The sequence below is a fragment of the Rhodococcus sp. 06-156-4 genome (genome assembly GCF_002259345.1).
Lineage (GTDB): Bacteria > Actinomycetota > Actinomycetes > Mycobacteriales > Mycobacteriaceae > Rhodococcoides > Rhodococcoides fascians_E.
The window spans coordinates 314,542-329,931 of sequence record NZ_NPGB01000025.1; the positions used below are offsets into that span (position 1 = coordinate 314,542).

The following is a 15,390-nucleotide window of genomic DNA, read 5'->3' on the forward strand; positions in this document are numbered from 1 at the left end:
TCCTTTCGAAACGGAAAATCAGATGTAATCGGCAGCAAGGTAGGCGAGTCCGAGAGCGGGCAACAAGCCATTACCCGCAAGATATCCAGCGGCGCCGTGCCCTGAAATACCGATGGCAGCACCGCCGGAGGCGAACAGACCCTCGATCGGCTTGCCGGAGGGCCTCAGGACGCGGGCATCACCGTCGACGACGAGCCCGCCCTGGGTGTGAAACAGCGCGGGAACAATCTTGATCGCGGCGTACGGGGCAGTCAACTCGTGCTCGAACGACGTTCGGCCGAAGCGATCCTCGGCCGCGCCACGCAAGGCGGCAAGCTCTTCCTCGACCGCGTCCGCAGGCAAACCCGTCGCCTCCGCGAGTTCGGTGATGCTGTCCGCCCACACCGCAGCACCGGAGTCGACCGTCTGACGAAAATCGGTGAAAGCCATGCACTTCTCGTGGATGTCACGGTCGATGACGATCCATCCTTCCGAGTTCGGCTGCGCAGCAAGCGCTGCCGCGTATTCGGAGTAGCCGGTGGTCTCGTCACCGAAACGCCTGCCGTCGAGGTTCAGCACGACGCCACCGTGCATCACCGTTGCCCACCCGACCAGCGTGGTCGCCTTCTTCGACAGCGCCGCATGCCCCTGGTAGGAATCGAGATACTTCGAGTCAGCGCCCAGACGTGCACCGATCGTCAGTGCATCGCCCATCGAATGCTCGCTGCCGTGATACCGCGCTGATGCGATCTCCGGCACGTGATCCGAGACCAGCTTCGTGTTGGCGCCGTATCCGTTGGTAGCCAGCAAGACTGCCCTTGTCGGTATCGACTCGGTAGCCCCGTCGGGCAACGTCACGACGACACCGTCAACCACGCCGTTCTCGTCTACGGTGACATCGGTGAGCCGGGCAGGCATCATCAGGTCGATACGAGGCTCGTCGCCGACGGCGCGCACCAAGTGATCGAGCAGAGCACTACCGTGCCTGCCGTCGACCGTATGACAACGCAGTTGCGAATGACCGGGATAAGCGAAGTCGGTGACCAGATCGAGCGGCATCCGCAGATGATCGGCCATCCATTCCACCAACGGGGCACTGACGTTCGCCAACGCGCGAGCGAGCCGTTCATCCGCACTGCCCCCGGTCTTACGCATCACGTCGTCGACGAACTGCTGCGGCGAGTCGGCTATCCCCGACTCCCGCTGCCAACGCGAACCCGCGCCGGGAATCATGGCCGTCGACATCGCGGTGTTGTTTCCGCGTCTGAAGTGTTCGCTCGCCTCGACCACGAGCACATCGAGGCCTCGCTCGGCCGCACGAAGGGCCGCAACGAGGCCACCGCCTGCGCCTGCCACGACGAGGTCGGGACCGTCCTCGCTCATCTGGAAGCCTCCATCGTGGCCTGTAACCCCAACAGTGCGAGCGCGGTTGCCGTCGGGTCGACGACCCGCGGCCTACGGGGTGGATCGACGAGCTTGACCGCCGAGCAGGCGTTGATCGCCACATCGCACGTCATCGAGGCAGCCTGGTCGGTCACAGCCCGGCCCCACGCCTCGGCGTCGGCGATGTCGTGAACATCGAGTCCGAGAACCTTCGTGGAATCGGCCAGGATGTCGTACGACGCCAGTCGGCGATCCAGTTCTGCAGCGATGGCGTCGTTGCGTGCCAGCGCGCCGAGGTGGAGCCCCTGCGACGAGAAGAACGAGGCCGTCAATCGGGACAGACCGTACAGCGGCAGCGAGAAGGTGTCTGCTTCGTCCGCACACGGATCCAACACGCAATCGGGCAGGAAGCCGTCGTAGCCGTCCGGGTCGACAGCTCGGAAAGCATCGGCCAGAACTGCTTCCGATGACCTGATCTCGGCCTCGGTGTCGAGCGCACTCGGCGCAGTCGAACCGATGTTCCGTAGTTCGACGGTGACGGTCGACGGCACCAGTTCGTTGTAGCGTTCCTGCCTGCGACGCAGTTCGGCGTCGCCGACGTCGATGGGTGTGAAAGCCAAGAGGCGCATAGAGGTAGAACTCCTAAATACCGAGGTAGGCAGCCTTGACGCGATCGTCGTGTGCGAGCTCGGAACCCGTACCGGTCAGCACGATCGAGCCGCTCTCGATCACGTACGCGCGATCCGAGATGTCCAGAGCCTGGGCCGCATTCTGCTCGACGATCAGCACGGTCACTCCGGTGTCTCGGATCCGTACGATCGCCTCGAGAACTTGTGCTGCCAGTTTGGGGGCGAGACCGACCGACGGTTCGTCGAGCGTGAGCACTCGCGGTTTCGCCATCAGCGCCCGGCCGATCGCCAACATCTGTTGCTGACCGCCGGACATGGTGTCGGCACGTTGGCCGCGACGCTCGGCGAGGATGGGAAACAGGTCGAACACCTGGTCCATCGACGCTTTCACCGATGCGCGTTTCTGCGTGTAAGCACCCATCTCGAGGTTCTCCACGACCGGCAGGCTCCCGAACAGCGCGCGGTCCTGTGCGACGTGGACCAGGCCCGCCTGCACGATACGATCGGCGCGCATTCCATGAATGGGTGTGCTGTCGAGCATGATTCGACCCGCAGTCGGCGCGACCAGTCCCGACAGTGCGCGCAGCGTCGTCGTCTTTCCCGCACCGTTCGCCCCGATGAGCGACACTATCTCGTTCTGCTCGATGGACAGGTCGAGTCCGTGCAGGATCTCCAGTCGTCGGTAGCCGGCGTGCAGGTTGTCGATCTCGAGCATCATGCGGTTTTCTCCTCACCGAGATATGCCTCGACGACGCGACTGTCTTCGACGACGGTCCGTGGATCTCCTGACGTCAGCACTGCTCCCTCGTGCATCACCACGAGCCGCTCCGACAGGGCCATGACGGCGGCCATGATGTGCTCCACGAAGAGGACGGTCTGCCCCTCGCTGTGCAGGGTTCGAAGCAGCTCGATCATCGGCGCCCGCTCCGCCGGCACCAGCCCGGCGAGAACCTCGTCGAGCAGCACTACGCGGGGTTCCATCGCCAGCGCCCGGGCCAGTTCGAGGCGCTTGAGGCCGGCCGTCGACATCGCCGACACCTTGCCACCGACGTGGTCCGAGAGCTGCACTCGATCGAGTACCTCGAGAGCGTGCTTGCGGGCATCCTTGCGTGAGCGACGCTTGGACAATGCTGCGACAGTGACGTTTTCCAGCACCGACATGGACTCGAACGGTCGCATCAACTGGAACGTGCGTACGAGTCCGCTGCGCGCGATCTTGTTGGCGGGCCACCCCGTGATGTCGGTACCGTCGAAGATCACGCGACCTTCGGTGGGCGGCTGCTCGCCGGAGAGCAGCGAGAACAGGGTGGTCTTTCCGGCTCCGTTCGGTCCGATGATGCCCAAGAACTCGTGCTCCGGGACATCGAGAGTGACGTCGCGGACGGCATGGATTCCCGAGAACGACTTACTCAAGCCCTCGATGGACAGCAGGCTCATCGAAACCACCTCTCTCGGACAGTGCCGAAGATGCCCTTGGGCAGGAAGATGACGATCAGAATCAGGATCACCGAGTAGACGGCCACGTCCAGACCTATGGCACCGTCGAGGAATCCGAGGAACTCCGGTGGGTTGCGCAGGAGCTCGTTGATGACCTCGGACAGTGGACCGATCACGGCCGCGCCGATGACCGGCCCCCAGATGGTGCCGATTCCGCCGATGACGGCCGGGACGATGGCCTCGACCGAGACCGCAGAGCCGAACGCCTGCTCCGGCCCGACGAAGAAGTAGTACTGCACGTAATAGACACCGGCTACGGCGGTGAGTGCGCAACTGGCTGCGACGGCGATCAGTCGGTACTTCATGGTGTCGATGCCCAACGACGCAGCGGCAGTGGCGTCGTCACGGACGGCCTGCACGAACTGCCCGGCACGCGAACGCACGTAGAAGATCGTGCCGAGCACGGCGAGCGCGAGGATGACCAACGGGATCCAGATGTAGTTGGCGCTGCCCTTTTCGAACTGCAACATCCACCACGAATCACGAGGCAGAATAGGTACATTGAAGCCCTCGGTCTTGTTGAAGACGTCGAGGTTCTGCACGAGCAGCAAGAACATCTGTGCAAAGGCGAACGTGGCCAATGCGAAGTAGGACCCGGCAAGTCGGTACCGCAGGCACAAATAGGCAAGCAGAGTGCCGACGGATGCCGAGAGCACAGCAGCGACAACCATCGAGATCCATGGTGAAACGCCGTGATCGACCAGCAGGTAGGCGCCGGTGTATGCGCCGATGCCGAAGAATGCTGCGTGACCGAAGCTGAACATGCCACCGAAGCCGCTCATGATGTTCCATGCGACGGCCATGATGCCGAAGATGAGCGTGCGCACGGCAACGGTCTGCGCTTGCTCGCCGAGGACGAGCGGAAGTGCGGCGACGACGACGAATCCGACGGCGAGAGTGATCACTTGGCGTCGCAGCCAGGTGTCCTTCAGCCGGACGTCGTCGGGTGCATTCATGGGTGCTGACACAGTGGCTGTCATCGGCGGGCTCCGTACAATCCTTCGGGCTTGAGAAACAGGACGAGGATGAAGACCGCGAACACCAGGATGAGCGAACCGGTTCCAGGGAGATAGAGCGCGCCGACCGTCTGTACCAATCCGATGACCAGTCCTCCGACAACCGCACCGACGACGCTTCCGAGCCCGCCGAGCACGACGATGACGAACGCCAGGATGGTGAACTGCTCACCCACGGACGGCGTGAGACTGGTGAACGGAGTCATCAATCCCCCGGCAACGGCAACGCAGGCGGCACCGATACCGAAGGTCAGCGCGTAGACACGGCCGATGTCGACGCCGACAAGTTTGGCACCCTCGGAGTTCGACGCCACGGCCCGGATCGACAATCCGAGAGGAGTGCGTTTGAGCACGGCGGTCAGCGCTACCGCGACCATGGCGGCCCCGATGAAGGCGAGCACCCGCGGCCACGATGCCACGGCGCCGAGAATCGACAACGAGCCGTCGATCGGCGCCTGCACGGACTGTGGCCGACCGCCGAAGACCATGAGCAACACGTTGATGATGAGGAGCGAGAGGCCCAGAGTCACGAGGAGCGGTCCGTCGTGGCTACCGCTGATCGTGAGCTTGGTCAGCAGCGTCGCCTGCACGATCATGCCGAAGACGAACATCACCGGCACTGCGAGAACGGTGGCCAGATAGACAGGCATACCCGCCGTCGACAGTGCATAGACGATGTACATCGCCATCGTCAGCATTGCACCCTGAGCGAAGTTGACGATGCCGAGAACACCGAAGATCAGGGTCAGACCGACCGAGATCAATGCGTACACGCCGCCGAGAAGGAGGCCCGAAACGACGGACTGTGTGACGAGTCCCTGGTCCTTTCCACCCACCAGATAGATGACGGCCATGATCACGACGATGGCGCCACCCACGGTGACCGCAGGGTTGGAACCGACGAGGCCGCTGCGCTTCGTGGCGGCGCTGGTCGTGGGTGCCGCAGTCACTGTCCGGCTCCTACCGGGAACTGGATTGCGTCCGTCGCGAATTCCTCCGGGAAGACCTGCGCGATGGCACCGTCTCGAACCTGCATCACGATGACGGTCGCGTTCTTGTTCTGACCGGTCTCGTCGAACTCGATCGGTCCGTCGAATGCGAGCAGCGGATCGTCGATGGAGATGCCCGCGATGGCCTCGCGCAGTGCTTCGGGATCGGCGTCTGCGCCGCCTTCGAGTCCAGCCGCAATGACCTCGACAGCCTGATAGGACAACATCGAGGCGGTCTCCATCGGGCGACCGAATTGTTCCTCGAATCGAGCTCGAATCTCGTTGGTGCGCTCGCTCGTTGCGTCGTAGTGATAGTTGGCACTCAGCACACCGTCACCCGCCGTTGCCGCGTCGGCAGGGAACGAGCTGTCGTCGAACGCGCCGTTGGCGATTCCGTACACGCCCTTGACGTTCAAGCCGAGCTGCTCGACCGCTCTGGCGATGAGGAGTCCGTCCGGATAGTAGCCGGTTGCCACGATGACGTCGGGATTGCTCACCGCGGCTTCGCGAACCTGAGTGGTTGCGTCGGAGAAGTTGGTTGCGGGATAGGTGATTTCCTGCACCGAGGAGATGCCCTGGTTGGCAGCTTCTGCTTCGAAAGCATCGAAGACGCTGTCTCCGAACGATCCCTCGATGTGCAAGTAGGACACCTTGTCGATGGTCTGACCGGTCTGCTCTTCGATTGCGGCCAGTGCCTTCGCCCCATCGGTACCCATGCTGGAAGCGTTGGGCTGCATACGGAACGAATACTGATACCCCTGATCGAGAATCTTGTCGTCGACTGCGACGTCGATGACGAGCGGCACGCGAGATCGCTCGGCGACGGATGCGACGTTCTGAGTCACGTCGCTCTGGTACGTACCGATCAGTGCAACGGCCCCGTCGTCGATGAGGCGCTGAGCCTCGCTCTGCCCGACCTCTGCCTTGCCCTGACTGTCACCGGAAACGAGCTCCAACTGGCGTCCGTCGAGCGAGGCGATGCCGCCGGCCGCGTTGATGTCCGCCACTGCCAGTGCCGCACCGTCGTTCATCAACCCGCCGACACCTGCAAGAGCGCCGGTCGTGGGATGAACGGACCCGATCTTGATGGCGCCGGAGTCGTCGGACCCCGACGACGATCCGCACGCTGCTGCTCCCACTACCGCGACGGCTGTCAACACGCCTACGAGCTTCTTCATTGCGATTCTGCCTTTCGCGCCCACTAGGCACCGAGTCGAACCGCTGTCCGTCGCTCAGAACGTTCCGCTCAGCGCACCGGACCAACGGTGATCAAATTCCCTGCGTCCGAGTATGGCACGCGTCACGGCCTTACAACAGGGTCTACCGTGACTTTCTTGTAAAGCGTATGGTTCGCTCAGCGGAACGGACAGGTCGCCTCGTTCCGTATCGCCGCACGTTCCCCTCCGATCGGGAAGGATGGCCCGCATGGTCATGCCGCCGAGCCACAACAGACCGAGTGCACGACACCTTGCCGAAACATCAACCGGCACAGAGTCGGCAGATCGTGTTGCCGACGTGTTGCTGGCCTTCGCCCAGTCCGATCGCGCGCTGGGCGTATCCGAGATTGCTCGACGCCTGCACCTGAGCAAGGCCGTCGTACACCGCATCTTGCAGTCCCTCGCTTCGCGATCGATCGTTCAGCCCATGGCAGGCGAGTCGACGTATTCACTGGGACCCGCGGCAATCGGTTTGGGTACGAAGGCATGGAGTCAGCTCGACGTCCGAACGATCGCGGCACCGGTGCTGCGAGCACTCCGCGCGGAAACCCGCGAAACGGCGACGTTGTCCGCGCTCGTCGGTCACCGACGGGTTTACCTCGACCAATACGAGAGCCCGCAGGAAGTCAAGATGGTCGTCGAGATCGGGCCTCAGTACCCGCTGCACTCGGGCGCCTCCAGCCGCGCGATCCTCGCTTTTCTTCCTGAACACTTCGCCGTCGAGGCACTGGGTGAACTCTCGAGCAGCAACCCCGATACCGACGCGGATGCATTCTTCTCCCGGCTCGCCGAGATCCGCGACCTCGGGTATGCGACGTCGATCAACGAACGCAAGACCGGGGCTGCATCCATCGCAGCGCCGTTCTTCGACGGCGCTGCACACGTTCTCGGGTCGGTGAGCTCCTCCGGACCCGCCTTCCGATACTCGTCCACCGCCGACGACGAGCACTTCGCCCATGCCCGCCAGGTTGTCAATGCCGCGCGGTCTATCACTCACCTACTGGAAGCTCGAGCCGCTCGATGACTCTCACTGTTCCACGGTCGTTCCTCTACGTTCCCGCGGTCAAGCCGTCACTCTTCGACAAGGGGATCGACGGCGAATCCGACGCGATCATTCTCGATCTGGAGGATGCGGTTCCCCTCGATCGCAAAGACAGTGCACGACGCGACGTCGCGAAGTGGCTGGAGTCTCGACGATTCACGGGCACGCAGGTGTGGGTACGCGTCACGCCTGAGTTTCTGGCCGCCGATCTCGATGCCGCGGCCAGGACCGGCGTCGACGGGATCATGATCGCCAAGTGTTCGGTCGACGCAGTGGCGCAGGCGGATTCGATGCTCACCGAACTCGAAGAGAAGCGGGGTCTCGATCACCTCGGAGTCATCGGGCTGATCGAAACTGCGGGTGCACTGCGGTCGCTCCCCCGGATGGCCGAGCGCGGCAGGGTGCGGACCTTCGGTATCGGCGAGGTGGACCTGCTCGCCGACCTGAGGATCGCCCGAACGCCCGAGACTGCAGGTGTGATCGACGGCTTGCGGTCGGAAGTCGTCGTGGGATGCGCCGCTGCAGCTCTCGCAGCACCGGTTGCCCCGACGTCGACGGACTTCCGTGACCTCGACGGCTTCGTCGAAACTACAGCGCACTTCGTGAACATGGGTTTTCGCGCACGAACTGCGCTGCATCCCAAGCAGGTTCCGATCATCAACGCAGCGCTGACTCCGTCCGGGGACGACGTCGCCCGGGCGCACCGCCTGATCGAGCTGTTCGATCTGGCCCAGGGCGGTCCGACGGTGGACGACCAGGGCCGATTCGTGGACGAGGCAGTCGTGCGCGGAGCTCGCGAGATCCTGGACCGCGCGTGAAGCCCGGTGGCACGGTCGACGGGCAGACCGTGCCACCGGAGATCAGACCACCCGAGTCAACGGCTCGAGCAGCGTTCCGACATCGGTGAGCTCGGACAAAGCCTGACACCGAGTGGCGAGTTCCGTCAGCTCCGATTCCGACAAGTACGGCCCGGCGTTCGCGCGGAACTTCGCCGACACCTCGTCGAAGGACAACGGCCGCTGCGGACCACCGCGGGTAGTGAGGACCTCCTCCACCACGGTCGATCCATCCGTCAGCGTCGCCGTCAGCACCGCCGGGAACTGATGCGGAAAGATGGCGTCGCACTGCGGATCCGGCACGACGTCGACCTTGGCCATCAAGTCGCGACGATCCGCCGCGTTGGCGTGGGCGTCCGAGTAGTCCTCGAGCGCGGCGCCGAGACCGCCGCCGCCGAACATACCGACGGCCACTGCATACGGTCCGCTGAACTGCGCCATGTACCCCGTTGTGGGCGCGCGCTTGACGTCGATGGGTTCACCGATGGTCCGCAGATTCGCCGCGGGCACACCGAGAACCAACTTCGTGACATCCGACGGCGTGATCCCGCGTCGGCGAAGCGCGGCACCTGCGTCGACAGCGGCGTGCGTGAAGTGGTTCGCCGGGTACGGCTTGAAGAAGATGGCCGGAACCGCCCACTCCTCGCCGAGACCGTCGACGATCTCGGAGGCCCTGGCAGGCTGGTGCAGCCACGCTTCGTAGAACCCGAATCGACCTTCCAACACGGTCGGAGGGCCCGTGATCCCGTGTCGCGCGAGACCTGCCGCGGCAAGTGCGGAATGCGCCGCCCACCCGCAATGCATGCGCTTGACGGTTCCACCGGTGCGGTTCGCCTCGATGATTCCCGACGCCATCGACGCGGCGATTCCGAGAGTGTCGACGATCGTGTCCTCCGATGCCCCGCCTATGACCGCCGCCGCGACGGCGCCGCCCATCGCGCCGCAGATCGACGTCGCATGTTGGCCGTGTTCGAAGAACACCGAGTTCTTCGTTTCGGGATCGAATCCCGCCATACCGAGTCGAACACAGACTTCCAGCCCGATGGCGATGCCGCGAACCAGGGTTCTTCCGTCGGCGCCGTGCTGCTGAGCGGCGGCCAGAGCTGCGGGGACGACGCTGGCACTGGGGTGCAGGATCGACGGCAGATGGGTGTCGTCGAAGTCGAGCGAGTGGGCGAGGACCCCGTTGACGAACGCCGCCATCGGTCCTGGCAGTGCGCTCTCGACCCCGATTGCGGAAGCGGCTGCCGCACCGCCCTGCTCGGTTGCCCAGGCGATGGCCGCCCGAGACGTGTCGAGGTCCGTCGCGGCAATCGCGATGCCCAACGTGTCCAGAACGCGCATGCCGACACTGCTGACCACATCGTCGGGCAGGTCGTCGACATCGGTGTTCGCCGCGAACCGCGCGATCTGCTGCGCCAAGGTTGAATCGGTCATGCGTTGCTCACCGCCAGCGGACGGACCGGAGATCCGGTTGCGCCGAAGATGTTCAATGGCACGAGAACGAACGTGAACTCGAACGTCTTCTTCGCCGACAGCTCTTCGAGATCGAGTGCCTCGACGATGTAGATGCCGCTCTCGACGAGCAGCACTCGGTGCGCAGGCAACAGGGCGTGGCCGCCACCCGGCGCGAGTCGCTCGAACGCAATCGTGTCTGCTCCGGCAGCGTGAATCTTTCTGGCAGCGAGCCACTGCGCGCCGGCTTCACCGACTCCCGGCACGCCGGACGGTCCGCCGACGTAGGCCTGCCCCTCGTCGAAGAGCTGTCCCCAGCCGCTCCGGATCAGGACGACGTCACCTTCGGTGACCTCGATTCCCTCGGCGTCACATGCTGCGTCCAGGTCTGCGACCGTGATCTCGTAGCCGCCGTCGCATCGGCCGACCCCGAGCACCGCGGGGATGTCCAACAGAACGCCGCGCCGCATCATCGGAGCGATCGTATGGACACCGTGCTCGACATACTTCCCGCCGAGGCACGACTGGCCGGCATCGGCACCCCCGTGCAACTTCCCGTCGTGCGACACGTGCGCGAGTGCGTCGATATGTGTTCCGACGTGCGTACCCGTCGTGATCATGTCGTTGGCGGCACTGCCACCGTCGGACCGCGTCATGTCACCGTGCCGCCTGGGCAACGTGTGCCAGAACTGCGGATGGTTGGGAGATTGCGGCATTCCTACCCGCAGTTGCCTTCCCAGGTCGACGATCTGCACCCCGGCCTGAACGGCCTGGAGGAGTTGATCGGGCATCGCCTTGTCTCCTTCGATCGAGCTCTACGTCTTCGATGACCGTTCCGCTCAACGAAACACATTTGCGTAGAGGGTTGCGGTAAAACTCAGGCTAGCACCGCCGATCGTCCCTGGACAGACCGTAATCGACTTCGTACGGTTCGAAGATGACCGATGAGACTACGTTTCTTTCAGCGGAACGCAACGAGCAACTGGCGATCATGGTGTGCCATCTACGCGATGGCGGGCTTCCGCCTGCACTTGCCGACCGAGGCCGGACAATCCTCCTGGACCTCCTCGGTGTCACCGTCGCTGGTGCACGCACGAGCGAGATGAAGGCACTGACGTCGGCCTGGCACACGGACGCCGGCAGAACGATCCCGCTGGGGAGCACGAACGCCACCACCGTCGAGTCGGCCGCAGAACTCGACGCCATCGCGTCGTGCTGTCTCGAACTCGACGAGGGGAACAAGTATGCGGCGGGGCATCCTGCTGCCCACGTCGTTCCGGCCGCCATCGCGGCGGCGCGCCTCTCCCCTGCTGCGGTCGACGGTCAGGCGTTCCTGGCCGCAGTCCTGGCGGGATACGAGGTGGCTGCCCGCTTCGGTTACGCACTCACCCGCGACCCTCGCTGGCATACGCACGGCCACTGGGGCGCGACGGGAGCCGCCGCCGCCGCCGCTTCGATCCGCGGAGCCGACACGAACCGCGTTGCCGCAGCGATCGATGCGTCGTCGGCCCTCGTGCACGTTGCCCCGTGGGCCGTCGTGCTCGACGGGAACTTCGCGCGAAACTTGTGGATGGCCGGGGCCGTACGAGCTGGGCTCGACGCATCGCGACTGGCGTCCGCCGGCCTCGTGCACAACTCCGGTGCCGTGGCGCACACACTCGGTGACATCGTGGGCACGCTCGATCTGGATCGTCTCACGGAGGGGCTCGGCGATCGGTGGCTCACGCTCGAGGGATATGCGAAACAGCATGCAAGCTGCTCCTACACGCACGCGGCCGTCGACGCCGTACAAAGTCTGCGGTCGACCGCATCCTGGACAGCCGACGACGTCGAATCGGTCCGGGTGCGCACTCATTCACTCGCCGAGCCGTTGTTTAAGCGACACCCGAACACGCGCCTCGGTGCCATGTTCTCGTTGCCCTTCGTCGTTGCTGCGGCGTTCGTCAGCGACGCGATCGACAGCGGGGCCCTCGATCCCGACGGGCGAACGTTCCGCGAGGCCGAGCGATTCAGCGCCCGCGTCAGCGTGAACTCGGCCGACGAATTGGACGTCCTGCTCCCCCGGCGACGGGCCGCCGAGGTGACGGTGGTGCTGCGCAGCGGCGACGTCGTCAGCGCCTCCACACCCAATCCCGTCGGCGACGTCGACCATTTCCCGATGGACTACGACGCCGTCCACGGCAAGATCGCACGGCTCATCGGCTCGACCGATGCCGACCGACTCGCCGCTCTCGTCGACCGCCTACCAGCCACCGACGATATCGCCGCGCTGCTGTCCACCATCCCTCTGCGCGCGAAAATGTAGGCTACCGCCTACATTTCTGCACACACCGACGCGCCCGCTCCGGCCCGGGCGGTGAAGATCGTCGGGTCCGGGAAACCCCGCTCGGCGATGTCGGACGTCACCGCTGTGGTGATGCGGTCGACGTCGGGTGCCGGAACGAGTGCGATCACGCATCCTCCGAAGCCGCCCCCGGTCATGCGTGCGCCGAGAGCTCCGTGTACACCGAGTGATTCGGCGATGAGATCGATGTGGGGTGTGGTGATCTCGAAGTCGTCGCGCATCGAGGCGTGGGACTGGTCCATCAGAGTTCCGACTCGACGAAAGTCACCGCTCGCCATGGCTTTCGCGCACTCGAGTACGCGTTGATTCTCGCTGAGGACGTGACGAACTCTCGCCCGGTCGACCGAATCCCCGATCCGCTCCAGAACGTCCTCGCCCTGCACCTCTCGCAGCGAGTCGACGCCCAGCTCCCGCGCCGCGCGGGTACACGACTCGCGACGTGCCCGGTACTCCCCGGTCGAGTGCTGATGCGCTGCATTGGAATTGACAACCAGCAGTACCAGATCGTGCGCGTCGAGCTCGAACGCAACCGGTTCGACGGACGAGGTCTCGAAGTCGATGAGCAGCGCCCGGTCGACCTCGCCGCCCAGAGACGCCAACTGATCCATCAGGCCCGTCGGCGCACCGACGAAATCGTTCTCACCGCGCTGCGCGAGCCGTGCGACGTCCAGACGGTCGAGTTCGGTTCCGGTGGCCGCGTTCATACTCAGGAGCACGGCGCACTCGAGGGCCGCCGAGGATGACAGGCCCGCTCCGATGGGCACGTCGCTGTGAACGCTCATCGCGCCTCCGACGACGGGGTGTCCCGCCTGCGCGAGAGCCCAGACCACACCGGCCGCGTAGGACGCCCAGCCGTCGACGTCGCCGGGCTGCGCGGTCACGTCGAACGCGGAACCGACGCCCTCTTCGTCGCTGGCCAGCGTGATTCGGTCCGACCCGTCCGGCTCGAACGTCACCGTGGTGCGTTCTTCGAGCGCGATGGGCATCGCGAAACCGAGGTTGTAATCGGTGTGCTCGCCGATCAGGTTGATCCGCCCGGGCGCGTACGCCGTGTACGTGGTCACAATGCCTTCAATCTGTCGGCCATCTGCTCGGGGGTGACGTCGGTGATGAACGCGTCCATGGCCGATTCGGATCCGGCCAGGTACTTGAGTTTGGTCTCCGACCGTCGCACCGACATCAGCTCGATGTGAAAGTACCCGTCCGCCTGGATTCCGTCGGACCGATACTGGTGCAGGGCCGAGATGTACGGCAGCGGTGCCGGATACATCCTGTCGAAACGGCCCAGAACGTCGAGGTAGACATCGGTCAGCGAGTCGAGTTCGTCCTCGGTCAGATCCAACAGACTGTGGACGTGTCGATTCGGGTAGATGTGCACCTCGACGGGCCAGCGAGCCGCGAACGGAACGAATGCCGTGAAGTGCTCGCCGGACACCAGCACCCTACGACCGTCGGCGATCTCCTGCCCGAGAATGTCGGCGAACAAGTTGCGTCCGTGGACCGCGGCGAACTCGCGAGCCTGACGCAGCATCGACGTCGTCCGCGGCGTCAGGTACGGGTACCCGTAGATCTGCCCGTGCGGATGAGACAACGTGACGCCGATGTCCTCCCCTCGGTTCTCGAAACAGAAGACCTGTTCGATACCGTCGCGTCCCAACAGATCTGCGGTTCGCTCGCCCCACACGTCGACGACAAGACGTGCATGGTCGTGAGACAGATCAGCGAAGGACGCGGTGTGATCACTGGAGAAGCAGATGACCTCGCAGCGCCCGATTCCGGGAGCCTGCAGATCACCGTCGTGCAGAATCGGTGCATCGGGGCCTGCGTGCGACAGGCTCGGAAAGCGATTCTCGAACACGACCACGTCGTAATCCGCTGCGGGAACTTCACTTCGGTCTCCGCCCGGCGACGGACACAGAGGGCACTGATCCGCGGGCGGCTTGTACGTACGGTCCTGCCGCAACGCCGCGATCGCAACCCAATCACCGGTCTGACGGTCACGCCGTACCTCCGACTGCGCCCCGTTCGGTCGCGCGGCCAGAGGCCGAACGTCCGGAACCGGGTGAGCGACGTGGCCGGGCAACGAGAAGAAGAGGATCTCCCGGCCGTCGGCGAGATCGGCTCGAACGGGGTGCTGCGTGGTCATGATTTCTCCGTCTCGGCTACCAGGATGTTCTCCACGTGCGGCGCCAGCGCGGCCCTGTCGGCCACGTCGAGACCGTCGTCGACGACGAGTGTGTCGATGTCCGACATTCGCCCGAACACGTTGGTGCCCACTTCTCGATACTTGGTGTTGTCCGCCAACACGAACAATCGTCGGCTGGTTGCGATGAGCCGACGATTGGTCTCGGCCTCGGCGATGTTCGGTGTGGTCAAGCCGGATTCGATGTCGAACCCGTGCACACCGAGGAACACTGCGTCCACACGGAACACGTCGAGAGCTGCGTTGGCGATCGGCCCGACGAGCGCGTCCGACGGGGTGCGTGAGCCGCCGGTGAGGTAGACGACAGGATTGGGCTCGTCGGGGTGCCCGGTCAGCTCCTGAAAGATCGAAATCGAATTGGTGACAACAGTGATGGCGTCGCGGCCCCTCAGCAGTCTTGCCAGTTCCAGCGTCGTCGTGCCGGCACTGACAGCAATGGTCATTCCATCCTCGACTGCTCCGAGGGCGGCACGGCCGATAGCGACCTTCTCGCCGTGCTGCCGAGCTGCCTTCGCCGTCGACGGTGGCTCGATACCTCGGTTCCCTCGCACGATCGCACCGCCGTGGACCTTGCGCAGCACTTGACGCTCGTCCAGAACGTCCAGATCACGCCGGATCGTCATCTCCGAGACGCCCAGGAGATCGGCCAGTTCGACCACCTTGACTGCGCCGTCGGTATGCAGCGCCGCCAGGATCGCAGAGTGCCGTTCCGCAGCCAGCATCGGCACCTACCTCTGATTTCGGGGCACGACTGAGTCGGTGCACCAGCGACCTTGACGAAACGAACATTACCAAACAGA

Annotated in this window: 15 protein-coding genes; 3 read left to right on the forward strand and 12 right to left on the reverse strand. The window is 64.4% G+C overall.

Annotated features, from left to right (window positions below):
• Window positions 1–18 precede the first annotated feature (18 nt).
• Genes CH290_RS17215 through CH290_RS17245 form a run of 7 tightly spaced genes read right to left on the reverse strand, consistent with a single transcriptional unit; the run spans window position 19 to window position 6,671 of the window.
• Entirely contained in the window at window positions 19–1,362 is a 1,344-nt protein-coding gene (locus tag CH290_RS17215) for an FAD-dependent oxidoreductase (RefSeq protein ID WP_033187963.1), read from the reverse strand.
• The gene (locus tag CH290_RS17220) at window positions 1,359–1,991 is read right to left on the reverse strand and encodes a hypothetical protein (protein ID WP_033187964.1); all 633 of its coding nucleotides are present in this window, start codon (window positions 1,989–1,991) and stop codon (window positions 1,359–1,361) included. Before CH290_RS17220 ends, CH290_RS17215 begins: the two co-directional genes overlap by 4 nt.
• A gap of 13 nt (window positions 1,992–2,004) precedes the next feature.
• Complete coding sequence (locus tag CH290_RS17225; protein ID WP_020112702.1) at window positions 2,005–2,709, reverse strand: ABC transporter ATP-binding protein; 705 nt, start codon at window positions 2,707–2,709, stop codon at window positions 2,005–2,007.
• The gene (locus tag CH290_RS17230; RefSeq protein WP_170947613.1) at window positions 2,706–3,428 is read right to left on the reverse strand and encodes an ABC transporter ATP-binding protein; all 723 of its coding nucleotides are present in this window, start codon (window positions 3,426–3,428) and stop codon (window positions 2,706–2,708) included. The genes CH290_RS17225 and CH290_RS17230 overlap by 4 nt, the downstream gene beginning before the upstream one ends.
• Window positions 3,425–4,468 carry a branched-chain amino acid ABC transporter permease gene (locus CH290_RS17235; RefSeq protein ID WP_033187966.1) on the reverse strand — a complete coding sequence of 348 codons (1,044 nt, stop codon included), beginning with the start codon at window positions 4,466–4,468 and terminating at the stop codon, window positions 3,425–3,427. Before CH290_RS17235 ends, CH290_RS17230 begins: the two co-directional genes overlap by 4 nt.
• The gene (locus tag CH290_RS17240) at window positions 4,465–5,454 is read right to left on the reverse strand and encodes a branched-chain amino acid ABC transporter permease (protein ID WP_052082954.1); all 990 of its coding nucleotides are present in this window, start codon (window positions 5,452–5,454) and stop codon (window positions 4,465–4,467) included. Before CH290_RS17240 ends, CH290_RS17235 begins: the two co-directional genes overlap by 4 nt.
• Window positions 5,451–6,671 (reverse strand): ABC transporter substrate-binding protein, encoded by a 1,221-nt coding sequence (locus tag CH290_RS17245; protein ID WP_033188023.1) that lies wholly within the window; start codon window positions 6,669–6,671, stop codon window positions 5,451–5,453. The genes CH290_RS17240 and CH290_RS17245 overlap by 4 nt, the downstream gene beginning before the upstream one ends.
• A gap of 247 nt (window positions 6,672–6,918) precedes the next feature.
• On the opposite strand from CH290_RS17245, the gene CH290_RS17250 reads away from it, so the two are divergent.
• Entirely contained in the window at window positions 6,919–7,734 is an 816-nt protein-coding gene (locus CH290_RS17250) for an IclR family transcriptional regulator (RefSeq protein ID WP_020112697.1), read from the forward strand.
• Window positions 7,731–8,570: an HpcH/HpaI aldolase/citrate lyase family protein gene (locus CH290_RS17255; RefSeq protein WP_033187967.1), complete on the forward strand. Its 840-nt coding sequence runs from the start codon at window positions 7,731–7,733 to the stop codon at window positions 8,568–8,570. The genes CH290_RS17250 and CH290_RS17255 overlap by 4 nt, the downstream gene beginning before the upstream one ends.
• Before the next feature lie 42 nt (window positions 8,571–8,612).
• On the opposite strand, the gene CH290_RS17260 is transcribed toward CH290_RS17255, so the two are convergent.
• Both CH290_RS17260 and CH290_RS17265 read right to left on the reverse strand, forming a co-directional pair.
• Window positions 8,613–10,025, reverse strand: coding sequence for an MmgE/PrpD family protein (locus CH290_RS17260; RefSeq protein WP_033187968.1), 1,413 nt, complete (start codon window positions 10,023–10,025; stop codon window positions 8,613–8,615).
• Window positions 10,022–10,834 carry a cyclase family protein gene (locus CH290_RS17265; RefSeq protein WP_020112694.1) on the reverse strand — a complete coding sequence of 271 codons (813 nt, stop codon included), beginning with the start codon at window positions 10,832–10,834 and terminating at the stop codon, window positions 10,022–10,024. Before CH290_RS17265 ends, CH290_RS17260 begins: the two co-directional genes overlap by 4 nt.
• A 146-nt stretch (window positions 10,835–10,980) precedes the next feature.
• On the opposite strand from CH290_RS17265, the gene CH290_RS17270 reads away from it, so the two are divergent.
• Entirely contained in the window at window positions 10,981–12,348 is a 1,368-nt protein-coding gene (locus tag CH290_RS17270) for an MmgE/PrpD family protein (RefSeq protein ID WP_052082956.1), read from the forward strand.
• An 8-nt stretch (window positions 12,349–12,356) separates the two neighbouring features.
• Here the strand turns inward: CH290_RS17270 and CH290_RS17275 are convergent, their stop codons facing one another.
• Genes CH290_RS17275 through CH290_RS17285 form a run of 3 tightly spaced genes read right to left on the reverse strand, consistent with a single transcriptional unit; the run spans window position 12,357 to window position 15,312 of the window.
• Window positions 12,357–13,451: a galactokinase gene (locus CH290_RS17275; protein WP_033187969.1), complete on the reverse strand. Its 1,095-nt coding sequence runs from the start codon at window positions 13,449–13,451 to the stop codon at window positions 12,357–12,359.
• Window positions 13,448–14,533 carry a galactose-1-phosphate uridylyltransferase gene (galT, locus tag CH290_RS17280; protein WP_033187970.1) on the reverse strand — a complete coding sequence of 362 codons (1,086 nt, stop codon included), beginning with the start codon at window positions 14,531–14,533 and terminating at the stop codon, window positions 13,448–13,450. Before galT ends, CH290_RS17275 begins: the two co-directional genes overlap by 4 nt.
• On the reverse strand, window positions 14,530–15,312 hold the full coding sequence (locus CH290_RS17285) for a DeoR/GlpR family DNA-binding transcription regulator (protein WP_033187971.1): 783 nt from the start codon (window positions 15,310–15,312) through the stop codon (window positions 14,530–14,532). Before CH290_RS17285 ends, galT begins: the two co-directional genes overlap by 4 nt.
• Window positions 15,313–15,390 lie beyond the last annotated feature (78 nt).

Bases quoted from the DNA above. Each gene is read 5' to 3' on its own strand.
- CH290_RS17215 (WP_033187963.1), bottom strand. From the start codon at position 1,362: ATGAGCGAGGACGGTCCCGACCTCGTCGTGGCAGGCGCAGGCGGTGGC.
- CH290_RS17220 (WP_033187964.1), bottom strand. From the start codon at position 1,991: ATGCGCCTCTTGGCTTTCACACCCATCGACGTCGGCGACGCCGAACTG.
- CH290_RS17225 (WP_020112702.1), bottom strand. From the start codon at position 2,709: ATGATGCTCGAGATCGACAACCTGCACGCCGGCTACCGACGACTGGAG.
- CH290_RS17230 (WP_170947613.1), bottom strand. From the start codon at position 3,428: ATGAGCCTGCTGTCCATCGAGGGCTTGAGTAAGTCGTTCTCGGGAATC.
- CH290_RS17235 (WP_033187966.1), bottom strand. From the start codon at position 4,468: ATGACAGCCACTGTGTCAGCACCCATGAATGCACCCGACGACGTCCGG.
- CH290_RS17245 (WP_033188023.1), bottom strand. From the start codon at position 6,671: ATGAAGAAGCTCGTAGGCGTGTTGACAGCCGTCGCGGTAGTGGGAGCA.
- CH290_RS17250 (WP_020112697.1), top strand. From the start codon at position 6,919: ATGGTCATGCCGCCGAGCCACAACAGACCGAGTGCACGACACCTTGCC.
- CH290_RS17255 (WP_033187967.1), top strand. From the start codon at position 7,731: ATGACTCTCACTGTTCCACGGTCGTTCCTCTACGTTCCCGCGGTCAAG.
- CH290_RS17260 (WP_033187968.1), bottom strand. From the start codon at position 10,025: ATGACCGATTCAACCTTGGCGCAGCAGATCGCGCGGTTCGCGGCGAAC.
- CH290_RS17265 (WP_020112694.1), bottom strand. From the start codon at position 10,834: ATGCCCGATCAACTCCTCCAGGCCGTTCAGGCCGGGGTGCAGATCGTC.
- CH290_RS17270 (WP_052082956.1), top strand. From the start codon at position 10,981: ATGACCGATGAGACTACGTTTCTTTCAGCGGAACGCAACGAGCAACTG.
- galT (WP_033187970.1), bottom strand. From the start codon at position 14,533: ATGACCACGCAGCACCCCGTTCGAGCCGATCTCGCCGACGGCCGGGAG.
- CH290_RS17285 (WP_033187971.1), bottom strand. From the start codon at position 15,312: ATGCTGGCTGCGGAACGGCACTCTGCGATCCTGGCGGCGCTGCATACC.